General features: G+C 69.6%; 21 protein-coding genes. 11 read left to right on the top strand and 10 right to left on the bottom strand.

Features of this window, described 5'->3' with window-relative positions:
* The first annotated feature begins 49 nt into the window (after window positions 1-49).
* The 5 genes from ACX9TP_RS00580 (at window position 50) to ACX9TP_RS00600 (ending at window position 5,427) form a co-directional block, all read left to right on the top strand.
* Window positions 50-808: a hypothetical protein gene (locus ACX9TP_RS00580; protein ID WP_482977724.1), complete on the top strand. Its 759-nt coding sequence runs from the start codon at window positions 50-52 to the stop codon at window positions 806-808.
* Window positions 805-1,353: a hypothetical protein gene (locus tag ACX9TP_RS00585; RefSeq protein WP_482977725.1), complete on the top strand. Its 549-nt coding sequence runs from the start codon at window positions 805-807 to the stop codon at window positions 1,351-1,353. The genes ACX9TP_RS00580 and ACX9TP_RS00585 overlap by 4 nt, the downstream gene beginning before the upstream one ends.
* A 95-nt stretch (window positions 1,354-1,448) precedes the next feature.
* Window positions 1,449-1,940 carry a macro domain-containing protein gene (locus tag ACX9TP_RS00590; protein ID WP_482977726.1) on the top strand — a complete coding sequence of 164 codons (492 nt, stop codon included), beginning with the start codon at window positions 1,449-1,451 and terminating at the stop codon, window positions 1,938-1,940.
* Window positions 1,941-1,999: 59 nt separating this feature from the next.
* Complete coding sequence (locus ACX9TP_RS00595; RefSeq protein WP_482977727.1) at window positions 2,000-2,533, top strand: hypothetical protein; 534 nt, start codon at window positions 2,000-2,002, stop codon at window positions 2,531-2,533.
* A gap of 50 nt (window positions 2,534-2,583) precedes the next feature.
* Window positions 2,584-5,427: a DUF6851 domain-containing protein gene (locus tag ACX9TP_RS00600; RefSeq protein ID WP_482977728.1), complete on the top strand. Its 2,844-nt coding sequence runs from the start codon at window positions 2,584-2,586 to the stop codon at window positions 5,425-5,427.
* Window positions 5,428-5,433: 6 nt separating this feature from the next.
* Here ACX9TP_RS00600 and ACX9TP_RS00605 read toward each other — a convergent pair whose 3' ends face one another.
* Together ACX9TP_RS00605 and ACX9TP_RS00610 are read right to left on the bottom strand one after the other, a co-directional pair.
* Window positions 5,434-6,312: an SDR family oxidoreductase gene (locus tag ACX9TP_RS00605; protein WP_482977729.1), complete on the bottom strand. Its 879-nt coding sequence runs from the start codon at window positions 6,310-6,312 to the stop codon at window positions 5,434-5,436.
* Window positions 6,313-6,404: 92 nt separating this feature from the next.
* A complete protein-coding gene (locus ACX9TP_RS00610; protein ID WP_482977730.1) occupies window positions 6,405-7,034 on the bottom strand; it encodes a TetR/AcrR family transcriptional regulator in 630 nt (209 codons plus the stop codon).
* Window positions 7,035-7,134: 100 nt separating this feature from the next.
* Between ACX9TP_RS00610 and ACX9TP_RS00615 the strand changes: the two genes are divergently transcribed.
* The 5 genes from ACX9TP_RS00615 to ACX9TP_RS00635 all read left to right on the top strand — a co-directional run bounded on the left by ACX9TP_RS00615 (window position 7,135) and on the right by ACX9TP_RS00635 (window position 14,347).
* A complete protein-coding gene (locus ACX9TP_RS00615) occupies window positions 7,135-8,844 on the top strand; it encodes an acyclic terpene utilization AtuA family protein (protein WP_482977731.1) in 1,710 nt (569 codons plus the stop codon).
* 5 nt (window positions 8,845-8,849) lie between these two features.
* The gene (locus ACX9TP_RS00620) at window positions 8,850-10,466 is read left to right on the top strand and encodes an acyl-CoA carboxylase subunit beta (RefSeq protein WP_482977732.1); all 1,617 of its coding nucleotides are present in this window, start codon (window positions 8,850-8,852) and stop codon (window positions 10,464-10,466) included.
* A gap of 14 nt (window positions 10,467-10,480) precedes the next feature.
* Window positions 10,481-12,493: an acetyl/propionyl/methylcrotonyl-CoA carboxylase subunit alpha gene (locus ACX9TP_RS00625; protein WP_482977733.1), complete on the top strand. Its 2,013-nt coding sequence runs from the start codon at window positions 10,481-10,483 to the stop codon at window positions 12,491-12,493.
* A 271-nt stretch (window positions 12,494-12,764) separates the two neighbouring features.
* Window positions 12,765-13,718: a zinc-dependent alcohol dehydrogenase family protein gene (locus tag ACX9TP_RS00630; RefSeq protein ID WP_482977734.1), complete on the top strand. Its 954-nt coding sequence runs from the start codon at window positions 12,765-12,767 to the stop codon at window positions 13,716-13,718.
* 53 nt (window positions 13,719-13,771) lie between these two features.
* Complete coding sequence (locus ACX9TP_RS00635) at window positions 13,772-14,347, top strand: GNAT family N-acetyltransferase (RefSeq protein ID WP_482977735.1); 576 nt, start codon at window positions 13,772-13,774, stop codon at window positions 14,345-14,347.
* Here the strand turns inward: ACX9TP_RS00635 and ACX9TP_RS00640 are convergent.
* Entirely contained in the window at window positions 14,324-15,472 is a 1,149-nt protein-coding gene (locus ACX9TP_RS00640; RefSeq protein WP_482977736.1) for an MFS transporter, read from the bottom strand. The genes ACX9TP_RS00635 and ACX9TP_RS00640 overlap by 24 nt on opposite strands.
* Before the next feature lie 126 nt (window positions 15,473-15,598).
* Between ACX9TP_RS00640 and ACX9TP_RS00645 the strand changes: the two genes are divergently transcribed.
* Window positions 15,599-16,621, top strand: coding sequence for an isopenicillin N synthase family dioxygenase (locus tag ACX9TP_RS00645; protein ID WP_482977737.1), 1,023 nt, complete (start codon window positions 15,599-15,601; stop codon window positions 16,619-16,621).
* Between the two features lie 119 nt (window positions 16,622-16,740).
* Here ACX9TP_RS00645 and ACX9TP_RS00650 read toward each other — a convergent pair whose 3' ends face one another.
* The 7 genes from ACX9TP_RS00650 to ACX9TP_RS00680 form a co-directional block, all read right to left on the bottom strand.
* Window positions 16,741-17,277 carry a hypothetical protein gene (locus tag ACX9TP_RS00650; protein ID WP_482977738.1) on the bottom strand — a complete coding sequence of 179 codons (537 nt, stop codon included), beginning with the start codon at window positions 17,275-17,277 and terminating at the stop codon, window positions 16,741-16,743.
* A gap of 3 nt (window positions 17,278-17,280) precedes the next feature.
* Window positions 17,281-18,246, bottom strand: a complete 966-nt coding sequence (locus ACX9TP_RS00655) for an alpha/beta hydrolase family protein (RefSeq protein ID WP_482977739.1) — start codon at window positions 18,244-18,246, stop codon at window positions 17,281-17,283.
* Window positions 18,247-18,367: 121 nt separating this feature from the next.
* Window positions 18,368-18,745 carry a metal-sulfur cluster assembly factor gene (locus ACX9TP_RS00660; protein WP_482977740.1) on the bottom strand — a complete coding sequence of 126 codons (378 nt, stop codon included), beginning with the start codon at window positions 18,743-18,745 and terminating at the stop codon, window positions 18,368-18,370.
* Window positions 18,738-19,814, bottom strand: a complete 1,077-nt coding sequence (locus ACX9TP_RS00665; protein WP_482977741.1) for an amidohydrolase family protein — start codon at window positions 19,812-19,814, stop codon at window positions 18,738-18,740. The genes ACX9TP_RS00660 and ACX9TP_RS00665 overlap by 8 nt, the downstream gene beginning before the upstream one ends.
* Before the next feature lie 37 nt (window positions 19,815-19,851).
* Window positions 19,852-21,765 (bottom strand): PAS domain S-box protein, encoded by a 1,914-nt coding sequence (locus ACX9TP_RS00670; protein WP_482977742.1) that lies wholly within the window; start codon window positions 21,763-21,765, stop codon window positions 19,852-19,854.
* Between the two features lie 279 nt (window positions 21,766-22,044).
* Window positions 22,045-22,785 carry a class I SAM-dependent methyltransferase gene (locus ACX9TP_RS00675; RefSeq protein ID WP_482977743.1) on the bottom strand — a complete coding sequence of 247 codons (741 nt, stop codon included), beginning with the start codon at window positions 22,783-22,785 and terminating at the stop codon, window positions 22,045-22,047.
* On the bottom strand, window positions 22,782-24,014 hold the full coding sequence (locus ACX9TP_RS00680) for a type II toxin-antitoxin system HipA family toxin (RefSeq protein WP_482977744.1): 1,233 nt from the start codon (window positions 24,012-24,014) through the stop codon (window positions 22,782-22,784). The genes ACX9TP_RS00675 and ACX9TP_RS00680 overlap by 4 nt, the downstream gene beginning before the upstream one ends.
* Window position 24,015: the final 1 nt, after the last annotated feature.

Consider the following 24,015-nt stretch of genomic DNA (forward strand, 5'->3'; position numbering starts at 1 on the left):
GGCGTGGGTGTCAGGAGGTCCCGTAGCATCCTGGCGCGGAGCCCTCACGATGCGCCCTGGAACCCTCCTGCAACCCAGTCTCTTCGTGCTGATGGCCGTGAGCTGCTCCTCGGCCCAGGTCGCTGACCCCGACATCGTGCGGCCGGCTCCTGGTGCACCCTTCCTGGAGAAGATTCCGGGACCGATGCTGGGGCCCTTCGATTCGTACTCCGATGCGCTCCTCGCGGCCTGCAAGAGGATTCTCGCGAAGCCCAACGCGAGCGCCGGGCGCAGGGACCACCAGGACTTCCAGATGCGCTGGAGAGTCTCGAGCGAGTACTGCGCCTGGATGTATTACACCCCGGATCAGCAATACGTCGTCAGCAAGCTGACGGACCAGTCCAGGGTCGACCCATTGCAACGCAGCAAGAGTTGTCTCCTCCCGTCGATGGTCGAGGATGCGCGGTATCCACCGGAGAGCATCAAGTATGTCTACGCTCTCCACAACCACCCTTACGGAAGCGAGCTCACGGACAACGACATCCGCTTCATTCTCTCGGAGGGCGCGGCACATGGCTTCGAGGCCGAAACGAAGGATGGGCGTCTCCGGCTCTCGGTGGTGGCGTTCTTTTCCAGTCGCGTCACGGAGCCCACGTGTGACGGTTTCCACCAGTACATTCCCATGACGGGTCAGTTGCTGAAGTGGACCCAAGCAGAGGGTGGATGGAACTGCGAGCAGACAGGCTCTGTCATGTGGGGCGCTGATGCCGGGAGGGCCTTCTCCATCCGGAAGATGAGTCAGCCTTGCACGAGGAGGAGCTCCCCATGAGAGGCCTGCTCCTCGCGGCGACAGTGGTGCTCGCCAGTTGCATGCGCGGCCAGGGTTGGCGCACGGCCCCCATCGAGGAAGATACGTCCATCGTCTTCCCCAACTTCTCCGAGCGCGAGGCCATGCAGGCCGGCGCGGAGGGCCAGCCATACGAGCTGGACGGTGCGTTGCTCCGGGCCCTCTCGATTGCGGCCGATGACTTCCTGCCCCCTGACTCCAGGGGCCGGTCGTGCTGGAACCGTCAGGAGTCGTATCGCTACCGGTTCATCAAGCAGGGCGACATCATCTTCGTGGAGATCAGTGCCGACACCGAAGCCTGCAAGCCCGGGCCCCGGATGCTGGATGGCGGAGTGAAATACGCCATCGGTTCCGACGGTCGCATCCTTCGGCGTCTCTTCGATGGCGAGCCTGAAACGCTCTCCACTCCAGAAGTCACGGATGCTGGGCTACCGGAGACTTCGACCGACCCGGCCATTCCCGTAGGTGACACCACGTGGGGCGAGCCGCAGCCTCTTCCCTCGCAGTGGCTGGATGGTGGCACATGAGGGAAGGCCACGGCACACACCGTGACGCACGAGTGCGACTGAGCACCGTGTGAAGCGAGGGGCCTCCTGGCGATGGTGTCAGGAGGTCCCGTGGCGTGTGGCGCAGTAGACTCGCGTCCATGCCCATCCACGTCGTCGAAGGAGACCTGCTCGACCAGCCGGTGGAGGCCATCGTCAACGCCTGGAACCGGAACATCATCCCCTGGTGGCTGCTGCTGCCGCAGGGAGTCTCCGGAGCCATCAAGCGCAAGGCGGGGCTCGGCCCGTTCCGTGAGCTCGGGCGCGTGGGGCCGATGCCGCTCGGCACGGCGGTGGTGACCTCCGCCGGCCGGCTTCCCTACAAGGCCATCATCCACGTCGCCGGAATCAACATGCTCTGGAGGGCATCGCAACGTTCCATCCAGGACTCCGTGCGCAACGCCCTGACCCGAGCCCGTGAGCACAACCTGCGCTCCCTGGCCTTTCCCCTCATCGGCGCCGGCTCCGGCGGCTTCAATGAGGAGCGTGCCCTGGAATTGATGCGTCACGTTCTGGACGCCGAGGCCGGCGACCTGGACGTGCGCGTGGTTCGCTTCCGCCCCGCCTGATTCGCTCTCCGTGAAATCACGTATGCTCTCCGAAGCGGCCGGCAGCCCCGGAGTCCTTCGTGTTGAACCCCCTCTCCACCCCCGTGTCACGGAAGGTGAACTCGGGTTCCCTCCGCCGTGCCCTCACGGTGTGCCTCGGCTGGCTCGCGTTGAGCCTCGGGCTCGCGGGCTGTCCCGGTGGGCCCGACGGCCCTCTGCGTGAATTCGAGGTGGGCACGGGCCTCTCCTTCACCCCCATCGAGGAAGGCAGCACGCTGGAGTTGCACGAAGGCGGCCAGGGCAGCCAGCACGTCTTCGTCTCCCTGCGCGCCTGGGAGCTCACCGTCGTGAAGGCGAAGGTGAAGCTGTCCCTGGAGCGCGTCTCCGACGGAGAGCAGATCTCCGCTCCCTACTCCGTCAACCTGCGCTTCGACCGGGGCCTGCGGGAAGGCGAGCCGGCGAAGCTCGAAGGTCTGCTGCTCGTCGTCGATGACCCGTTCGAGGCCATGGACCGCGAGGTCCGCCTGAACGCGTCCTTCGAGAGCGAAGAAGGCGAGCACGGCTCCGACTCGCGCACCGGCACGCTCCAGTGGGCGGAGACGCCGTTCCCGTAACCCGCGGCGCACCCCTTCCTCCCCACCTTCGCGACACCCGGAGGCGCACCATGCCGCTGCATCCCCACACCCCTGCAGTGCCACGCTGGCTCCTGTCCCTCGCGCTGGGCGCGCTGCTCACCGGCTGTCCCGACGAGCCCGACCCCATTCCCACACCGGAGCCGCTCGCCTGGGCCACCGTGACGCAGGTCCGCCCGGAGGCACTGCTCGGCATCTCCGGCCGCTCGGCCACCGACGTGTGGGCGGTGGGCGCGGACCGGGGCCGCGGGCCCGAGGTGCTCCACTTCGACGGCACCTCATGGACGGAAGTGCCCACCGGCCTGCGCGGAGACCTGTGGTGGGTGCACGCCTTCAAGGACGGCCCGGTGCTGATGTCCGGAGGCAGTGGCACCGTCCTCCGCTATGAGAATGGCGCCTTCACCCGCATGCGCACGCCGGGCCTCGCGCGCCACACCGTGTACGGCATCTGGGGCTCCACCCCGGACAACCTCTACGCGGTGGGCGCCGTGTCCGACCGCAGCGGCTTCATCTGGCACTACGACGGCACGCAGTGGAGCGAGCTGCCGCTGCCGCTCGCGGACCTGCCGCGCACCGCCGACGGAGACATCCCCGGCTTCTTCAAGGTGTGGGGCACCGGCGGTGACGTGTACGTGGTGGGAGCGCAGGGCGTGGCGATGCGCTCGCGCGGAGGCGGCGCCTTCGCGGTGCTTCCCACCGGCACCACCAGCCGCCTCTTCACCGTGCACGGCGCGGGAGGTGTCATCGCGGCGGTGGGCGGAGAGAACCAGGGCGAAATCCTGGAGCTGGACGAGGCCGCCGGCCGCTTCGTGAGCCGCACCCCCGAGGGCACTCCGCTCATGCAGGGCGTGACGCTCTCCGAGGACGGCACCGGCTGGGCCACGGGCTTCCGTGGCGAAATCTACCGACGCGCGGCGGGGAAGTGGGCGCAGGCGGACCTCGACGCCACCGCGCCGGTGGAGTCCCTGCACGCCGCCTGGACGGACCCGGAGGGCGGAGTGTGGGCCGTCGGAGGCAACGTGCTGTCGGGCGGGCTGGATGCCGGCGCGTTGGTGCACGGCGGCGCGGAGATTGCGTTCGCGCCCGACGTGGTGACGCCGACGCCTCCCGCGGTGACGTGTCCCGAGTCCGCGGTGGACCCGCGTCCGACGGGCACCATCGCCCGCCGCTGGGACGAGCAGCTGCTGAATGCCATCCGCCGCGACATTCCGCGTCCGACGGTGCATGCGCGCAACCTGTTCCACGTGTCCGCGGCCATGTGGGACGCGTGGGCCGCGTACGACGCGACGGCGGACGGCGTCTTCCTGCGCGAGAAGCACACCGCCGCCGACGTGTCGGCCGCGCGCACGGAGGCGCTCAGCTACGCGGCGTATCGTGTCCTCGCGCATCGCTACACGAAGGCCATCGGCGGGCCCACCTCCGCGGCGTGCTTCCGCGCCTTCATGGAGAAGCTCGGCTACGCGCCGGACGACACCGTGGCGACGGGCGACAGCCCGCGCGCGCTGGGCAACCGCATCGGCCAGGCCATCATCAACGCGGGCGCGGACGACGGGGCCAACGAGCAGAACGACTACAAGGACACCACGGGCTTCCAGTTCGTGAACGCGCCGCTGGTGGTGGACACGCCGCTGGTGACGCTGGCGGACCCGTCCGTGTGGCAGCCGCTCAACCTGGAGGTGTCCGTCACGCAGAACGGCATCATCACCGGCTCCGGGGTGCAGGGGTACATCGGCGCGCACTGGAGGAGTGTGACGCCCTTCGCCCTGACGCGGCCGGAAGGCGGCGGGCTGTACCTGGACCCGGGCGGTCCGCCGAGGTTCGACGCGGAGATGCGCGCGCACGTGGTGGACGTGCTGCGCAAGGAGAGCTGGCTGGGCAGCGACGACCTGATGGACACGTCGCCCGGCTCGCTCGGCAACAACAGCCTGGGCACGAATGACGGCACCGGCCACCCCGTGAATCCCATCACCGGCCAGCCCTATGCACAGCGGCGGGTGCGGCGCGGGGACTTCGGCCGCGTGCTGGCGGAGTTCTGGGCGGACGGCCCGAAGTCCGAGACGCCGCCGGGGCACTGGAACGTGCTCGCCAACAGCGTGGCGGACGCGCCCGGCTTCTCGCGGCGCCTGTTCGGCATGGGCGCGGAGCTGGACGCGCTGGAGTGGGACGTGAAGGTGTACCTCGCGCTCAACGGCGCGGTGCACGACGCGGCCATTGTCGCCTGGGAGGTGAAGCGCGAGTTCCTCGGCGCGCGGCCGCTCTCGCTCATCCGGTACATGGGGAAGCTGGGCCAGTCCACGGACCCGAGCGGCCCGGCGTACCACCCGGACGGCCTGCCGCTGGTGCCGGGGCTCATCGAGGTCATCACCGCGGAGAGCTCCGCGCCGGGCCAGCGGCACGCGCACCTGGCGCGCTTCGTGGGGCAGGTGGCGGTGCACGGGTGGCGGGGCGAGCCGGGAGACCGCCGCAACGAGGTGGGCGGCTCGGCGTGGATTCGCGCGGTGGAGTGGATGCCCTACCAGCTGCGCACCTTCGTGACGCCGGCCTTCCCGGGCTTCATCTCCGGGCACAGCACCTTCAGTCGCTCCGCCGCCGAGGTGCTCACCGCGCTCACCGGCAGCGAGTACTTCCCCGGCGGCCTCGGCGAGTTCGTCGCGGGCGCCAACAGCTACCTCACCTTCGAGCGTGGCCCCACCACGGATGTGAGCCTGCAGTGGGCCACCTACTACGACGCCGCGGACCAGGCGGGACAGTCGCGGCTGTGGGGCGGCATCCACATCACCCCGGACGACTTCGTGGGCCGGAGGCTCGGCAGCAAGGTGGGCCTGTCCGCCGTGGCCCGCGCGCGGCGCTTCTTCGAGGGCACCGAGGTCCCCTGAAGCGCGCTACTTCTTGGGCTCTCCACCGAGGATGCGCGGCGCCTGCGCGCGGTGGAAGCCCTCGTAGGGCTTGGAGGCGGAGGTCTCCTCGAGGGGAAAAATCTTCGTGTTGCACGAAGCGCCGCCGTCAATCTTGATGACGTCGCCGGTGATGAACGCGGCGGCGTCGGTGAGCAGGAAGACGATGGCGGCGCTCACCTCGGACTCGGTGGCCAGCCGCTGCAGGGGGACTTCCTTCTTGAGCAGGGGGATGAGCGCCTTGACGCCCTCGTCCTGATAGCTGTCCATGCCGCTGGACATCACCCACCCGGGGGCCACGGCGTTGACGCGCACGCCGGAAGCGGCCCACTCGACGGCGGCGGTCTCCGTGAGGTTGAGCATGCCCGCGCGCGCCGCGCCCGAGTGCCCCATGCCCGGCATGCCGCCCCAGAAGTCCGCGAGCATGTTGACGATGGCGCCGCCGTGGCTGCTCATCGACTGGAGGTACACCTCGCGCGCCATGAGGAAGCCGCCCGTGAGGTTGGTGGACACCACCGCGTCGAAGCCCTTCTTGGAGATGGCCGCCAGCGGCGAGGGGAACTGCCCGCCCGCGTTGTTGACGAGCCCGTGGATGCGCCCGCGCGCGGCGACGATGCGGCCCACGGTCTCCTTCACGCCGTCCTCGTTGCGGATGTCGACCACCTCCAGCGAGCACTCGCCGCCGTCCTCGCGAAGCTCCGCCGCGACGGCCTCCAGCTTGTCCTGCTTGCGGCCCACGAGGACGACGTGAGCGCCCAGCGACGCCAGCTCGTGCGCGGTGCAGCGGCCGATGCCACTGCCGCCGCCCGTCACGATGACGTTGCGGTCCTTGAAGCAGCCCGGCGCGAAGAGAGAGCGGTAACCCATGTCAGCTCCAGATGTTGGCGTGTGCCTGAAAGAAGAAGCGTTGGTTCCTGAGGGGGCGCCGGGCGCCGAGCGTGTGCCTCGAAGAAGAAGCGTCAGTCCCTGTGTGAGCGCCGGGCGCCGAGCGCGGCGTCGAGCGTGCGCGCCCACCGGTGCAGCACCTTCTTGCGCCGGGCGCTGTCGTCGCGAAGGAGGTTCGCCAGCGCGAGCCCGCGGATGAGGTCCAGCGTGGCCTGCACCAGCTCGCGGACCTCCGAGTCCTTGTCGTCCACGTCGAGCAGCTTCACCGTGAGCCGGTGCACCTCGCGGCCGGTGCGCGCCTCCAGGGGCGTGAGCTGCGCGCGCAACTCCGGGTCCGCGGCGGCGGCGACCCAGAGCTGCACGGCGGCGATGAAGAGGGGGCTCGTGTAGATATCCGCGAGCATGTGGAGGATGGCCTCCGTGCGCCGCTCGTCCGCCGGGAGCACGGCCGAACGGCGCAGGGCCTCTTCCACCTGCTGCTGCCCGACGTACTCCACCGCCGCCGCCACCAGGTCCGCGCGGGTGGGGAAGTGGTGCTGGCACGCGCCGCGAGACACGCCCGCGCGCTCGGCGATGACAGTCATGGTGGCGCCCGCCCACCCCAGCTCGCAGAGGGCGCCAATCGCCGCCTGCATCAACCGCTGGCGGGTGACGCGGCTGCGCTCCTGTTCCTGCCTGCCCGTCGCGCCGGATGAGTCACTCACGCCTCCGAGGATGAAAGTCGCGGACGAAAAAAGCAAGCGCGCTTGCTTTTTTATGGTCGGCCTCCCACACTGACCTGGACTCTGGCTGGATGGAGAGAGCATGAGCGCGTCCCCCCTGCGTATCGGCAATGCCTCGGGCTTCTACGGAGACCGCTTCTCGGCGGTGAAGGAGATGCTGGAGGGCGGGCAGCTCGACGTCCTCACCGGCGACTACCTCGCCGAGCTGACGATGTTGATTCTCGGCCGCGACAGGATGAAGGACCCGGCCACGGGCTTCGCGAAGACGTTCCTCCGCCAGATGGAGCAGTGCCTGGCGCTGGTGGTGGAGAAGAAGGTCAAGGTCGTCACCAACGCGGGAGGGCTGAACCCGGCGGGGCTCGCCTCGGCGCTGCGCGAGGTGGCCGGCCGGCTGGGCGTGAAGGTGCAGGTGGCGCACGTGGAGGGGGATGACCTCTCCGGCAATGCCGACGCGCTCGGGCTGGGCAGCCCGCTCACGGCCAACGCGTACCTGGGCGCCTGGGGCATCGCCGAGTGCCTGCGCGCGGGCGCGGACCTCGTCGTCACCGGCCGCGTGACGGACGCCTCGCTGGTGGTGGGCCCGGCCGCCGCGCACTTCGGGTGGAGGAAGGACGACTGGGACAAGCTGGCCGGGGCCATGGTGGCCGGCCACGTGCTGGAGTGCGGCACGCAGGCGACGGGCGGCAACTACTCCTTCTTCACGGAGGTAGACGCGCGCCGTCCCGGCTTCCCGCTGGCGGAGCTGCACGAGGACGGAAGCTCGGTCATCACCAAGCACCCGGGCACGGGTGGCGCGGTGACGGTGGACACGGTGCTCGCGCAGCTCGTCTACGAAATCACCGGGGCCCGGTACGCGGGGCCGGACGCGACGGCGCGCTTCGACAGCATCTCGCTGGCCTCCGACGGCAAGGACCGCGTGCGCATCACCGGGGTGCGAGGTGAGCCGCCGCCGCCCACGGTGAAGGTCTGCCTCAACAACCTCGGCGGCTACCGCAACGAGGCGACGTTCGTCCTCGTGGGGCTCGACATCGAGGAGAAGGCCCGCCTCGTCCGCGAGCAGCTGGACGCGGCCATGGTCCGCAAGCCGAAGGAGGTCCACTGGACGCTGGTCCGCACGGACCGCGAGGACGCGGCCACGGAGGAGCAGGCCGCCGCCTTCCTCCGCGTGGTGGTGAAGGACGCGGACCAGAAACTGGTCGGCCGTGCCTTCAGTGGTGCCGCGGTGGAGCTGGCGCTGGGCAGCTACCCGGGCTTCACCATGACGGCGCCGCCGTCGGACGGTGCACCGTATGGCGTCTACACGCCGGCCTATGTGGAGGCAGGCAAGGTGGAGCACGTCGCCGTGCTGCCCGACGGAACGCGCGCTGTGGTTCCGCCGTCGGAGAAGACCCTGGCCCTGGCGCCGGTGGAGTCGCCCGCGCTGCCCGCGCCGCTGGGGGCGGGCCCTACGCGCCGTGTGCCGCTGGGGCGAATCGTCGCCGCACGGAGCGGAGACAAGGGTGGCACCGCGAACATCGGCGTCTGGGCGAGGACGGATGAGGCCTGGCGCTGGTTGGTGCACACGCTCACACCGGAGAAGCTCCGCGAGCTGCTCCCGGAGGCCGCCGCCTTCCCGATGGAGCGGCACGTCTTCCCGAAGCTCCGCGGGCTGAACTTCGTCATCGACGGAATCCTGGGCGAAGGCGTGTCGTCCTCCACGCGCTTCGACCCGCAGGGCAAGGCGCTGGGCGAGTGGCTCCGCTCGCGCCACATGGACATTCCCGAGTCGCTGCTGCGCGAAGGGCAGGGGTGAGACCAATGCCGAGAATCACGTCCCGAATCGACCCGGGCTCCGAAGCCTTCAAGGCCCACCGCGCGGACATGCTCGCGCGCGTCGCGGAGCTGCGCGCCGTGGAGGCGAAGGTCCGCAACACGGAGAACAAGGCGCGCGAGAAGTTCCACAAGCGCGGCCAGCTCCTCCCTCGTGAGCGGCTGACGCTCCTCCTGGACCGGGGCTCGCCGTTCCTGGAGCTGTCCACGCTGTGCGGCTACGGCTACCACGACGACAGCGACGGCTCGCTGGCCGGAGGCAACAGCATCATCGGCATCGGCTACGTGTCCGGTGTGCGGTGCATGGTGTTCGTGAACAACTCCGCCATCAAGGGCGGCACCGCGTCGCCGTGGGGCGTGCAGAAGGCGCTGCGCGCGCAGGAGATGGCGCTGGAGAACAAGCTCCCCATGGTGTCGCTGGTGGAGAGCGGCGGCGCCAACCTCATGTACCAGCAGGAGATCTTCATCCCCGGCGGGGAGACCTTCTACAACCAGGCGAAGCTGTCCGCCGCAGGCATCCCCCAGGTCACGGTGGTGCACGGCTCCAGCACGGCGGGCGGCGCGTACCTGCCGGGCCTGTCCGACTACGTCGTCATGGTGAAGAAGAAGGCCAAGGTCTTCCTCGCGGGCCCGCCGCTGCTCAAGGCCGCCACGGGCGAGATTGCCACCGACGAAGACCTGGGCGGCGCGGAGATGCACGCCACGGTGGCGGGGACGGCGGACTACCTCGCGGAAGACGACGCGGACGCCATCCGCATGGCGCGGGAAATCGTGGCGAAGCTCGGGTGGAACGCGCGGCTGGCGCGCGACGCGCAGGCGCCGTACGCCGAGCCCGTCTACTCCCCCGACGAGCTGTGCGGGGCGGTCCCGGTGGACTACCGCAAGCCCTACGACTGCCGCGAGGTCATCGCGCGCATCGTGGACGGCTCCGAGTTCGCCGGCTTCAAGGACGAGTACGACCCGCACACCGTCTGCGGGCGCGCGAGCATCTTCGGGATGCCTGTTGGCATCATCGGCAACAACGGTCCGATTACGCCGAAGGGGGCCACGAAGGCGGCGCAGTTCATCCAGCTGTGCTGCCAGTCGGACACGCCCATCCTGTATCTCCAGAACACGACGGGCTACATGGTGGGCACGCAGCCGGAGCAGGCCGGAATCGTCAAGCACGGCGCGAAGATGATTCAGGCGGTGGCGAACGCGACGGTGCCGCAGCTCACGCTGCTCATCGGCGGAGGGTTCGGCGCGGGCAACTACGGCATGTGCGGCCGGCCCTTCCACCCGCGCTTCATCTTCGCGTGGCCCAACGCGCGCACCGCGGTCATGGGCGGCGAGCAGGCGGCGAAGGTGATGTCGATTGTCTTCGGCGAGAAGCTGGCGCGGCAGGGAGAGACGGTGGACGAGGAGGGGATTCGCGCGTTCTGCCAGCCCATCATCGACCAGTTCGACAAGGAGTCGCACCCGTTCAACTGCAGCGCGCGGCTGTTCGATGACGGGCTCATCGACCCGCGCGACACGCGGCGGGTGCTCGGCTTCACGTTGTCCGTGTGCCGCGAGGCGAAGCGGCGAGAGCTCAAGCCCAACACCTTCGGCGTGGCGCGCCTGTGAGAGGGACGGACCGCATGGAGCGATTCAAGAAGGTCCTCGTCGCCAACCGGGGCGAGATTGCCGTCCGGGTGATTCGGACGTGCAAGCGGCTGGGCTACCGCACGGTGGCGGTGTTCTCCGAGGCGGACCGCGCGGCGCCGCACGTGCTCGCGGCGGACGAGGCGGTGCCCATCGGCCCGTCGCCCGCGAAGGAGTCATACCTCGTCATCGAGAAGCTCATCGCGGCGGCGAAGGCGTCGGGCGCGGATGCGATTCATCCAGGCTATGGCTTCCTCTCGGAGAACGCGGAGTTCGCGCGCGCGTGCCGGGACGCGGCGGTGACGTTCATCGGCCCGGGGGCCGAGGCCATCTCACTGATGGGGAACAAGCGGCAGGCGAAGCTGCGGATGCTCGCGGCGGGTGTGCCCTGCATCCCCGGCTACGAGGCCACGGACGCGGATGACGAGGCGCTGGCGAAGGAGGGCGAGCGCATCGGCTTCCCGCTGATGGTCAAGGCGGCGGCCGGCGGCGGCGGGCGCGGCATGCGGCTCGTGCATGAGGCGGCGAAGCTGCGGGATGCGCTGCGCTCGGCGCGCTCGGAGGCGACGAATGCCTTCGGGAGCGGAGAGCTCATCCTGGAGAAGGCCGTCATCGGCGCGCGCCACGTGGAGCTGCAGGTCTTCGCGGACGAGCACGGCAACGTGGTGCACCTGGGCGAGCGCGACTGCTCGGTGCAGCGCCGGCACCAGAAGATTGTGGAGGAGAGCCCGTCACCTGCCGTGAGCCCCGAGCTGCGCGCGCGCATGGGCGAGGTCGCCGTGGCGGCGGCGCGGGCCATCGGCTACCGGGGGGCGGGGACCATCGAGTTCCTGCTCGCGCCGGGCGGTGAGTTCTACTTCATGGAGATGAACACCCGCCTCCAGGTGGAGCACCCGGTGACGGAGGCGATTACCGGGCTGGACCTGGTGGAGTGGCAGCTTCGCGTCGCCGCGGGTGAGCGACTGCCCCTGACGCAGGAGCAGGTGTCGTGGTCGGGGCATGCGATTGAGGTCCGCCTCTGCGCGGAGGACCCGTCGAACAACTACGCGCCGCAGACGGGGCGACTGCTGGCCTGGAGGCTGCCGGCGCGCGAGGGCGTGCGCATCGATTACGGCGTGCGCGAGGGGCAGGACATCCCGCCCTTCTATGACTCGATGCAGGCGAAGGTGATTGCCCACGGACCGGACCGCGAGACGGCGCGACGGCGGCTCGTGGAGGCGCTGCATGAGCTGACCGTGTTCGGTGTCACCACGAACAAGAGCCTGCTGCTGTGGGTGCTCGGGCACGTGGCGTTCAGCTCGGGCGAGTACGACACGGGCTTCATCCCGAAGTATGCGGAGGCCGTGACGCTGGAGGCGCTGTACCGGACGCATGCGAAGGAGCTGGCGCTGGCGGGCGCGGCGCTGTTCCATGCCGAGGCGCTGACCCTTGCGCGTGATGCCGGCCTGGACGCGTCGTTGGTGAACTGGAGCACGACGCAGACCTCGCATCCGGTGAGGCTGAAGCTCGCCAGCCGGGAGCGTGAGGAGCACGTCACGGTGCGGTCCGTGGCCTCGGAGCGGTACGAGGTCACGGTGGGGAGCGACACGTTCGACCTCGCGGTCCTGGGGATGGCGGACGGGGTGCTGGACTTCTCCATTTCTGGCGCACGCGGACGTGCGCGCTACACGCGGGATGGGGACACGCTCTGGCTGGACGTGGGGCACGGTGCGCATGCCGTGTCGGATGTGACGTTCCGCCCGCCGTCGAAGTCGGAGGGGGCGGGGAGTGGCCGGCTCGTGGCGCCGATGGACGGGCGCATCCTGCGCGTGGACGCGCAGGCCGGTGCCTCTGTGAAGGCGGGCCAGGTCCTCGCCGTGCTGGAGGCGATGAAGATGGAGTTCCAGGTCATCGCGGACGTGGCGGGCACGGTGGAGGCGGTCAACGTCACCGTGGGCAGCCAGGTTGCCGCGCGGCAGGTGCTGGTGGTGCTGACGCCGCAGGGGAAACAGCAGGCCGAAGCGAGCTGAGCCGATTCCTCCCCACCGGGACATGCGGAAGGAGCATGCCGCCCTTCTCTGCCCCCGGAGGCTGGCCGAGGTGGAATGAGCGCTCCTTCCCGTGCCCGGCTCGCCCCGGAGGCTGGCCGAGGTGGAATGAGCGCTCCTTCCCGTGCCCGGCCCGCCCCGGAGGCTGGCCGAGGTGGAATGAGTGTTCCTTCCTCGGTTCAGCCGTCGGACCCTGGACGGTTGGCCCGACGTGGCATTGCCCGCCCTGGTGGGCCCGGTTAATTCCGCGCCCATGCGAGCCATGGTCCTTCCCCGCTTCGGCGGGCCCGAGCTGTTCGAAGTCCGAGACGTTCCGACGCCCACGCCTGGCCCCGGACAGGTGCTCGTCCGGGTCATCGTTTCCGGCACGAACCCCGTGGACGCCAAGCTGCGCCAGGACGGCACATGGGCGGGCATCCAGCTTCCCGCCATCATCGGCTACGACGCATCCGGCATCGTCGAGCAGGTCGGCCCGGGCGTCACCGACTTCAAGGCCGGTGACGAGGTCTTCTACACGCCGGAAATCTTCGGCAACCCGCACGGCACCTACGCGGAGTTCAACGTCGTCCCCGCGGCCATCATCGCGAAGAAGCCGGTGAATCTCTCGCACGAGGAGGCCGCCGCCATTCCCCTGGCCGGAGGCACTGCCTGGGAGGCCCTGGTGCGGCGGCTCCAGCTCCGCGTCGGTGAGACGGTGCTCATCCACGGTGGCGCGGGCGGCGTGGGCTCGTTCGCGGTGCAGATTGCGAAGGCGCTGGGGGCCCGCGTGCTGGCCACCTCCGGCCCGGACAACCTGGAGACGCTGCGCAATCTCGGTGCGGACGTGGCCATCAACTACCGGACCGAGGACGCGGCGGAGGTGGCGCTGCGAGAAACGGGTGGGCAGGGCGTGGACGCGGTGTTCGACACGGCGGGCAAGAACATCATTCCCAGCATGCCCGCGACGAAGCCGTTCGGACGGCTCGCCACCATCCTGGGCTTCGATGGGGACGTGTCCGCCTTCTACCCGCGCAACCAGACGATTCACGGTGTCTTCCTCACGCGCGAGCGGCGCCGCCTGGAGGAGATGTCCGTCCTCATCGAGCGCAAGCAGATGAAGCCGCTGGTGGAGCGCGTGCTACCGCTGGAGAAGGTCGGTGACGCGCACCGCGTCCTCGACTCGGGGCACGGGCGCGGAAAGGTGGTGCTGACCGTGGGGAAGAAGTAGGTCCACTTTCCCGGAGGAGCCGTGCAGGCTGCTCCTCCGGGAGGCAGCACCGAATGGCAACAGCGCGTCAGAAGGCGGCGCGGCGCATCCTCATCCAGGGCCCTCGAGTCGTCCTGCGGACGCCTCACACGGAAGACCGTGAGGCGTTCCTCGCGGCGACCCGGGCGAGCCGAGCCTTCCATCGGCCCTGGGTGGCACCGCCCACCACCCGCGAGGCGTTCGACGCGTATCTCCAGCGCAACGAGCGGGACGACTTCGAGGCCCTCCTCGCCTGTGAGCGCGAGTCCGGGGACCTCATTGGCGCCTTCAACCTGAGCCAGATATTCCGGGGCGGCTTCCAGAACGCCTACCTGGGCTACTGGGCCGTCCACGGCTTCCAGGGACGCGGGCTCATGTCCGAGGCGCTGCAGCTCGTCCTCGCGTACACCTTCCGCACGCTGAAGCTCCACCGCGTGGAGGCCAACATCCAGCCCCACAATGTCGCGTCGAAGGCGCTGGCCGAGCGGGCCGGGTTCCGGCTGGAGGGGTTCTCACCCCGCTACCTCAAGGTCGCCGGCCGCTGGAGGGACCACGAGCGCTGGGCCATCTGCCGCGAGGACTGGCGCTCAGCTCCGCGCCGTGTCCGGTGACAGGCGCGACGAGCCGCGCCACAGCGCCAGCAGCGCGATGACACACAGCGCGGCGCCCGAGGCGCACACGCCCGTCCAGCCGAAGTGCGTCCACGCCGTGGTGCCCAGCCACGAGCCGCCCGCGCCGCCCGCGAAGTACGTCACCATGTAGACGGTGTTGAGCCGGCTGCGCGCCTCGGGCTTCAGCGAGTACACGCGCGTCTGGTTGGAGATCTGGTTCGCCTGCGTGCCCAGGTCCAGCAGCACCACGCCCAGCGCCATCCCCGACAGCCACCGCCCCAGCGGCCACATCAACACGAAGGACCCTAGCAGCACCGCGATGCCCAGCGCGTTGATGCGCCGGTCTCCCCGCTCGTCCGCGTAGCGCCCCACCAGCGGCGCGGCCAGCGCGCCCGCCACGCCCACCGCGCCGAAGAGGCCCGCCACCTGCGGCCCGTAGTGCTCCGGCAGACTCTGGAGATAGAGCGCGAGCGTGGACCAGAAGACGCTGAACGCACCGAAGGTGAGCGCGCCCAGCAGCGAGTGCAGCCGCAGCACGGGCTCGGTGCGTGTCAGCTGTCCCAGCGAGCGCAGCAGCGCGAGGTACGGCATCTCCGCCATGGCCGGCTGCGAGGGCAGGACGAAGCGCAGCACCCCGCCCAGCGCGAGCATCAGCCCCGCCGCAATCCAGAACATGGCCCGCCACCCCAGGTGCGTGCCCACGAAGCCCGCCGCCGTGCGCGACAGGAGGATGCCGATGAGCAACCCGCTCATCACCGTCCCCACCACGCGCCCACGCTGTGCCGCCGGTGCCAGGTGCGCGGCGAAGGGGACCAGCAGCTGCGGGATGACAGTCGTGGCCCCCACCGCGAAGCTCGCGAGCACCAGCAGGGGCAGGGTGGGCGCCAGCGCCGCGCCCACCAGGGCGAGCGTCACCAGCACGGACATGGTGACGATGACCCGCCGCCGCTCCAGGCTGTCACCGAGCGGCACGATGAACAGCATTCCCGCCGCGTAGCCCACCTGCGTCAGCGTGGGCACCAGCCCCAGCGCACCGCCCGAAGCACCCAGCTCGCGGCCGATGTCTCCGAGCAGCGGCTGGTTGTAATAGAGGTTCGCGGCGGTGGCGCCCGACGCGGCGGCCATGAACCACACCAGCCCGGGACTGAGGGCGGCGTGGGAGGAGTCCGGAGGTGATTGAGTCCGCATGGAAGGCGCGGCGCACTCTGGCGTCGGCCTGCCCTCTGGTCCAGGCCCGTGTAGGCTCGGGTCATGGTTGGAAACGAGTCCGCACCCGGCGGCCTGCCCGTCATCGACATGGCGTCCCTGTTCGACGCCACCCGCACCACCGAGCGTGCGAGCGTGGCGCGCGAAATCGAGCTGGCCTGTCGCGACAGCGGCTTCTTCTACGTCACCGGCCACGGTGTCTCCGCCGAGGTCCTCTCGCGGCTGGAGCGCGAGAGCCACCGCTTCTTCGCCCTCCCGGAAGCGGCGAAGCAGGCGCTCTCCATGGAGCGCGGAGGGGCCGCGTGGCGGGGCTGGTTCCCGCTCGGCGGAGAGCTGACGTCCGGACGTCCGGACCGGAAGGAGGGCCTCTACCTGGGCACCGAGCTGGGCCAGGAACACCCGAGGGTGAAGGCCGGCTGGCCGCTGCACGGCGCCAACCTGTGGCCCGCCGAGGTGCCGGAGCTGCGCGAGGCCGTGCTCGGCTACATGGACGGCGTCACCCGCGCGGCGCATGCGCTGATGGAGGGCATCGCACTGAGCCTGGGGCTGGAGGCGGACTACTTCCGGCGCCACTACACCGCCGAGCCCACCGTGCTCTTCCGCATCTTTCACTACCCCGCGGAGCCCGCGCCCGCCGACGGCGAGGAGCGCTGGGGCGTGGGCGAGCACACCGACTACGGACTGCTCACGCTGCTCGCGCAGGACGTCCACGGGGGCTTGCAGGTGAAGACGCCGCGCGGGTGGATTTCCGCGCCGCCGCTGCCCGGAACGCTGGTGTGCAACATCGGCGACATGCTCGACCGGATGACGGGGGGCTGGTACCGCTCCACGCCCCACCGCGTGAAGAACGTCAGCGGCAGGGACCGGCTGTCCTTCCCGCTGTTCTTCGACCCGGACTTCGCCGCCGAGGTGAAGCCCCTGCCGCGCGCCGCCAGCGCCGACGTGGACGAGGACCGCGCCCGTCGCTGGGACGGCGCCAGTGTCCACGCCTTCCAGGGCACCTACGGCGACTACCTGCTCGGCAAGGTGTCCAAGGTGTTTCCGCAGCTCGTGCGGCGCGTGCTGTAGCCCTGGGGAAACGCGCGTGGGGCGACGCGGTCCAGGACCGTGTCGCCCCGCACGGCGAGGCCGAAGCTGCTCGGTGGGACCCGTGTGAGGCGACGCGGCTCATCACCGCGTCGCCCTGCTCACGGCTTGCCCTGCTCCTGAAGCTCCTCGGGGTGGAACACGCGTGAAGCCACGCGGTCCAGCACCTCGTCGCCCCACTTGAGGCTGGTCTTCATCAGCCGGCGCATGTCCTTCGCGAACGCGCGCTCGGTGGGCATCAGCTTGTACGTGCGGCTGAGGAACAGGCCACGGTTCTCCGGCTCGTAGTCCACCGTGCCGCCACCGGTGTCGGTGCCCTCGCGCTCCTCCGCGTGGAAGCCGTCGATGACGCCCGGCTTCGGAGGCTCGCGGAAGCGGTACACCAGCGCGCTGCACTCCAGCGACTGGGACTCCTCGTGCCACTCGAAGTAGACGCTCGCGCCGCCGGCGGACATGCCGCCGAAGCCCTTCTCGTTGATGCCGGCGCTCGGCGGGGTGCCCTCCTCGCCGAGGAAGCCCTGCACCAGCCGACGCGCGGACTCGCGCGTCAGCGGCGTGTTCTCCGGCGCGGCCGGGGCCAGGGCGGAGACCCAGGACCGCAACAGGCCCGCGAGGCCACTGCCCAGTGCGGTCGCCATGGCCTAGTTGCCGAAGTTGCCCGCGCGCGCCTGGTCGAACGGCACGCGGTGCTGCAGGTACACGGACTCGAAGCCGTGCGCGGCGATGGGGTTGAGGTGCGCCTCGGTGAAGTGGTGCACCTTCGAGCCCTTGCCGCCGTCCACCGCGGGGTTCCACTTGTCCGCGATGGGCCCGAGGCCGAACATGCTGGGCACCGGGTCCGCGCGGTTCACGTAGTGCACGTACTTGGGGCCGTCCGGGTAGTTCATGGCCGCCGCGCCGAACGTCTCCACGTTGATCTTGCCCATCATCTTCTGGGCGTCGGCCTGGCTCATCCCGTCTTCAATGCGCAGCCGCTTGTAGACGTCACCCAGCGCGCGGCTGGAGATGAGGCCTCCCTGGCTGTGCGCCATGAGGTGCACGTCCCGGCCCGACTTGATTTCGTTGTAGAGCGTGTCCGCCAGCGTATCCACGGCGGGGTTGTGGCCCTTGTCCAGCTTGTCCTTCACGCACTGGGTCAGGTCCGCGGCCATGCCCTCGGTGGCGTTGTGGATGCCGATGACGCGCGCCCCGCTCGTGTCCGCGATGGACTGCAGGCTGTTGGCCTGGGCGTCCTTCGTCGTGTTGATGCCGTTGACGTAGAGGATGGTCTGCGACGGGTTGGCGTTGTTGCGCGGCGTGACGGCCGGAATCTGGCTCAGCGGCGTGTCGGGCGAGAAGGTCTGCCCGCCCGCGCCCACGAACTTGCCGTCGTGCACGCGGTCCGGCTGGTTGCCGAAGCCGAACACCCCGCCCACCGCCTGGGCGCCCTTCGCCACGGTGTTCTCGAAGCCGTCCACCGCGTTGCCGACCGCACGGCCACCCGCGACCACCGTGTTCTTCACCGCACCGGCGGCGTCGCTGACGGCGTCCTGCGCCTTGTTCAGCACCTTCCCGGTGCCGCTGGCGACGTTGGAGATGAGTTGACGGCCGCGCTGGATGGGATTCATGAGGGCTCCGGGGGGCAGGAGATGTTGGAAGTGTACCTGTGGAGGAATTGTCGCAGGATCGCACGGGGAGTTGCGTCATCCCTGTGCGATTCCCGCCGCCACGTTCCCTACATCCCTGAAATCAGCCGGTTGCGCGCTCGGGCTTTGCCGCGTCGCGTGAAATCAGCCGGCCGCCCAGCATGGTGATCCGCTTCGCCGCGAGCCGCTCGCGCGCCTCGGGGTGGATGTCCGCGGGGGTCCACTGGAGCTCCTGGTCGAACTCCACGTGGACGGACGCGACGCCCTCCTGGCCGGTGAGGCGCTGCTCGATTTCGCGCATGAAGTACGCGGCCATCATGCACATGGGCGAGGTGATGTGCAGGCGCACCGTCACCTTGCCCTCCGTGCACGCCACGGACTGGATGAGCCCCATCTCCCCGATGCCCAGCGGCACGCCGGTGGCGAGGCTGCACGGGTCCGGGATGTCCTGGATGCGTGCGCGCAGCTCGTGCTCAGTCATGGAGGCCCGCCTGGTAGCTGTAGGGCGCGACGTCGCCCTTCGCGCGCGCCTTGGAGAACTCATCGTTGGCGATGCGAGCCTGGACGGCCTGGACGTCCACTCCCGCGTAGCGGGCGTAGTTGTCGCAGAGAATCATGCGCTTCACCTCGGGCGTCACCTGCATGCCTGCGACGCTCACCAGGTCGTCCGGCAGCTGGAAGTCGTGCCAGAACTTCTGGAGCGCCGGCTGCGGGTGGCAGAACACCGTCCCGGAGCCCCACATGATTTTCGCCGGGCCCGCCCACTTCAGCAGCGCGGCGAGAGACTCGGCGAACCAGCGCTCGCGCTTCACGATGAGCGCGCCCGTGACTTCCAGATTCACGTACACGTTGGGGAACAGCGACAGCTGCATCCCCGTCTCGTCCAGGAACGCCATGCCGCCGTGGACGATTTCGAAGTTGAGGTCCGGGAAGGCATCCGCCGCGCCGCCAATGTCATCCACCTTGTAGGGCTCGATGGGCACGGCGCCCATGGGCAGGCCCTTGTGCACGGCGATGTTCTTGATGCCCAGCTTGCGCGCGCGCTCGAAGAGGGGGAACGCGATGCTCGGGTCGTCCATGCGCCAGCCGGTGTGGCGGAACGAGTCCCCCAGCCACGCGGCGGGGTAGAGCTTCAGGCCGCTGGGCTTCAGCTCCTCGGCCTGCTTTTCCAAATCCTCCAACGCCGCGGTGCCGCGCAGCGGGTCCACGCCGGCATAGACGAGGAAGCGGTCCGGGTAGCGCCTCTTGATTTCGAGCGTCTTCTCGTACGAGCACAGCCCGTCGCTGTAGAGCGTCTGCAGCGGCAGCACGTGGTGCACGGCGAGGTCCACGCCGCTCTCCACGAAGAGGATGCGGGCCAGCTCCTGGACGGACCAGTTCTTGAGGAAGCGCTTCTCCTCGGGCACGCGGTGCGTGTCACCGGACAGGCCGCTGTGCAGGCCCCAGATGAGCTGCGCGAGCGACGCGGCATATTTGCCGGCCCGGTAGTTGGATGGGTCGAGGTTGTACGCGTGCGTTACCGCATCGATGACGAAGCCGCCGCCAATCAAAAGACTGCTCCTTTCAGAGGTCAGACCACCCCGGGGCCTACCGCGCCCCGAGCACTTCACCCAGGAACTGATGAATCAAGCCCACGTCGAAGGGCTTCTCGATTTGCCGGTTGGGCACCCGCTCGAGGAACTGGCGGGCGCGGGCGGTGTAGGAGCCGCCGGTGATGAAGATGAAGCGCCGGGACAGCTCGGGAGACGCCTCGCGCACCCGCTCATAGACGTCCATGCCGGAGATGCCGGGCATCATCAAGTCACAGAAGACGGCGTCGAAGGGAGTGCCGGAGTTGAGCGCCGCGAGGGCCTCCTCGCCGCTGGCCACCACGGTGACCTTGTGCGCGACGCCGAGGATGCGCGCGAGCGAGCGTCCCACGGGGGGCTCGTCGTCAATCACCAGCACCTGCCCCCGGCGCTCGGCGGCGGGCGCGGGCGCGGGCGCTTCCACCGGCTTCGCGGCGGGGCGGGGACTCTCGGGCGCGGTGGGCAGGAGGACGGTGAAGGTGGTCCCCTTGCCCAGCTCGCTGTGGACGGTGATGTCACCGCCGAGGTTGCGGATGAGGCTGTGGCAGATGGACAGCCCCAGCCCCGTGCCCTGGCCCACGGGCTTGGTGGTGAAGAACGGGTCGAAGATGCGCGGCAGCACGTTGGGAGCAATGCCGCTGCCCGAGTCGCTCACGTCCACGGCCACCATCCCGGTGGGCCCGGGGCGGACCCAGACGGTGATGTGGTGGTCCTCGGCGCTGCCGTCGGGCAGGGCCTGCGCGGCGTTGACGAGCAGGTTGAGGAAGACCTGCCCCAGGCGGGACGCGTCGGCGTACACGGTGGACACGGGCTCGTACTTCTTGATGAGCCGGGCGCGGTGGCGCAGCGCGCTGGACGCCATGTTGAGGGAGAAGTCGAGCGGCTCGCGCACGTCCACCGGCTCGCGCCGCTCGGCGTCCTGGCGGGAGATGAACTTGAGGTCCCGGACGATGTTGCGCACGCGCGTGGCGCCCTCCTGGGCCTCCTTGAGCAGCGCCTCCGTCTCGCGCAGCGTCGTGCTCCAGGCCACGGTGCCGGGGCCGTAGGGGACGGACTGCGCCAGCTCGCCGCCGAGCCGGGCCATGGCCTCCATGGCCGAGTCCAGGTTGGCCATGACGTAGGTGAGCGGGTTGTTGATTTCGTGGCCCACGCCGGCGGCGAGGGTGCCCGCCAGCACCATGCGGTCGTTCTGGAGCAGCTGCGTCTGGGCGCGCTTGCGCTCGGTGACGTCGCGGGACATCACCACCACGGCCTTCTCGCCGTCGAACTCGACGGGGATGCCCACGCTCTCCGCGTCATACGAGGTGCCGTCCTTGCGCTGGTAGCGAATCTCCCGCAGCGGGGCCAGCTTGCCGCCGACGGCGGTATTCACACGCTGGCGCACCAGGTCCAGGTCATCCGGGTGGACGATGCTCCAGATGGGCTGGCCGATGAGCTCGCTCGCATTCGCATAGCCGAGCGCCTGGAGCAGGGTGGGGTTGGCGTAGATGAAGCGGTTGTCGCGGTGGACGAAGATGCCCTCGGGCGCGGTGTCGATGAGCGTGCGGAAGTTCTGCTCCGAGCGATGGAGCGCCTCCTCCACCGAGGGCGGCGACGTCGGCGGGCGGACGACGCAGTACACCTCGGCCCCTCCCGCGCTGGCGGCCATGCTCCATGACAATGATTTCCAGGTGCCGCCCTGGCAGCGCCAGCGGCAGGTGAGGTCGGCATGGCCTCCGGCGGCGATGAGTGCCTTCAGGCGGGAGTCCAGGGCTTCGACGTCGTCGGGGTGGATGAAGCCGCGGGTGGGCTGGTGGGTCAGGGCTTCGAGGGACCAGCCCACGAGGCGGCACCAGGCCGCGTTCGCCTCGAGCAACTGCCCGTCGGAAGCGAGCACGACGAGGGGCTCGGGTGAGAGCTCGAAGAAGCGTTGAGCTCGATGCGCTATCGACATGCGTCCCTTTAGGGGGAGAGGCACCACGTCCGGCGGGGGGAACTCCCGGATCATGGCTAACGAGGTGTAGTGGGATTGCAACTGTTCTGGGTCAGGACATAGACACCATTTCTGGAAAATTTGCATGTCCAGAATTCATGGGCTCCCGGTGATGGCGGGGTTTGTGCGCAGGGGAGCGCCCGTGCACCACATGAGGCCGCGAGGCCCTGGGGCGTTCGTGACTGAGTATGGGAATGCGGGAAACCCTGACGTCTGGACTTGCGCGAGGGCGCGGAGGGCTCAGGCGGTGCGGTTGCGCAGCAGGTAGAACACGTAGCCGTAGCTGTCGCCGTGGCGGCGGAAGAGGTCGACTTCCTCCTCCGTGACGGTGAAGACCTCTCGCAGGGCGGCGTCCGCGGTGGGGCGGAGGCGCTCCATGCGCTGGAGCAACGGCGTGTAGTAGTCCCACCACGCGGAGTGGGGGAGCGTGAAGGTGTCGAGCACCTCGTAGCCCTCGGCCTCGGCGGTGGCGCGGTTCTCCGGCGTGGTGCCCATGGAGGGGTAGCCCTCGGTCCAGAAGCGGGCCGCTTCGGCGGGGCGGGTGTCGGTGAGCCAGGTGCACTCGGTGATGGCCGCGAGTCCGCCGGGCGCGAGCAGCGGGCGGAAGCGGCGCAGGCCCGGGCCGAAGCCCAGGTGGTAGATGGCGCCCTCGGACCAGAGCAGGTCCACGGAGCCCGCGGGCAAATCGAGCGCGGCCATGTCCGCCTGGCGTGTCTCGATGAAGGCGTCCAGCCCGCGGGCGCGGGCGTCGCGTTCGAGCTGGTCGAGATACGGACGGTGCAGGTCCACCGCGAGGATGCGGGTGCGCAGCGCCTCTGCGAGCACGAGCGTCTGTCTTCCGGCGCCGCAGCCGACGTCCACCACGCGGGGGGAGGAGGGCAGGGTGGGAAGCCGCTTCAGCGCTTCGAGGGTGCACGCGGCACTGCCGGGGCCGAATTGGGGCAGGTCGCTGTAGAGGGTGAAGAAGGCCTCGAGGTTCATGGCGTGCCCTGAAGCAGGGGGACTCGCTTCCAGTGCGCTTCGATGCGCTGCTTGCTGTCGGCGGAGAGGGGGAGGCTGGGGTGGAGGGTGGACCACGTGTCGAGCGTGGCGCTCACGGTGGACTTCACCACGGGCAGCACGTCGTCGGGGGAGAGCCCCAGCTTCCGGGCGAGTCGCTCGAAGCTTTCGAGGGACACGTCCTCGAAGCGCTTGGACTTCGCGAGGTTCAGCGCGAGCACGTCGTTGGGGATGTACTGGATGGTGGAGACGAGGTCGTAGGCCGGTGACAGCACCGCGTGCGTGCCATCCGGGTAGAGCAGCGACCAGTTCTTGTGGTGGGCGTCCGCGTTGCCGATGGCGACGATGAACACGAGCCGGCGCAGGAACTCGTGCAGCGCTTCCAGGCCGGCGACCTTGAGGATGACGTTGGCGACGGTCTCGTAGTTGTACTTCTTGTACTTCTCGTCGGAGTACAGGCCGAGCACCTGGGCCATGTCCTCCATGTGGACGCGGCGGCCGGGCTCGGGGCGGTCGAAGCGGCGGATGGCGTAGGCGAGGTCCTCGCGGAGGGGGATACCCTCGGGGAGCCCTTCGACTTCAGTCACCTTCACCAGCCGCATCTCCGGAACGGTGATGCCGACGGCGCGGGCCCACGTCATCATCGAGTATTCGTTCTCCGGGACGTGGTCGTAGCGATTGTCCGGGAGCTTGACGATCCAATCTCCGCCGCGTCCTTCCGTGGGGAGCGTCATCCCACGGTCCTTGCGCAGCATGGAGAACTTGAGCTGCACGCCCGCGAGCGAGAAGCGGAGGTGTTCCTCCTCCGTGGCGCCTCCGGACGACAGTGGCTCCTCGATGGGGCCCGGCTCCACGAGGGAGAGCACACCGGAGGGACGGACGACGATGGCGCCGGGCAGGTCCTCGCCCAGCCTGGCGATGAGGAAGAACTCGCGCTGGCGGGAGACGTGCTCGCGCTCGGCGATGAGCTCGCGCAGGGGGCCTTCGGGCAGGAGGTTGGAGAAGAAGTGCGGCAGCCGCATCCGGCTGACATGGCGGCGCGTGAGGTCGTCCTCGAAGGACTGGCCCAGCACGGGGCGGGGGTAGTGCTGCCGGTACTCCTCGGAGATGGCGAACTCGATGCGCTCGTCCGCGAGCAGCGTCAGCGTGCCGACGTGGACGTCACCGAGCTGGACGTCGAGAACTCCGGCTGGGGCGCTCGCGGGGTCCACG

It is taken from the genome of Pyxidicoccus sp. M15, assembly GCF_056858435.1.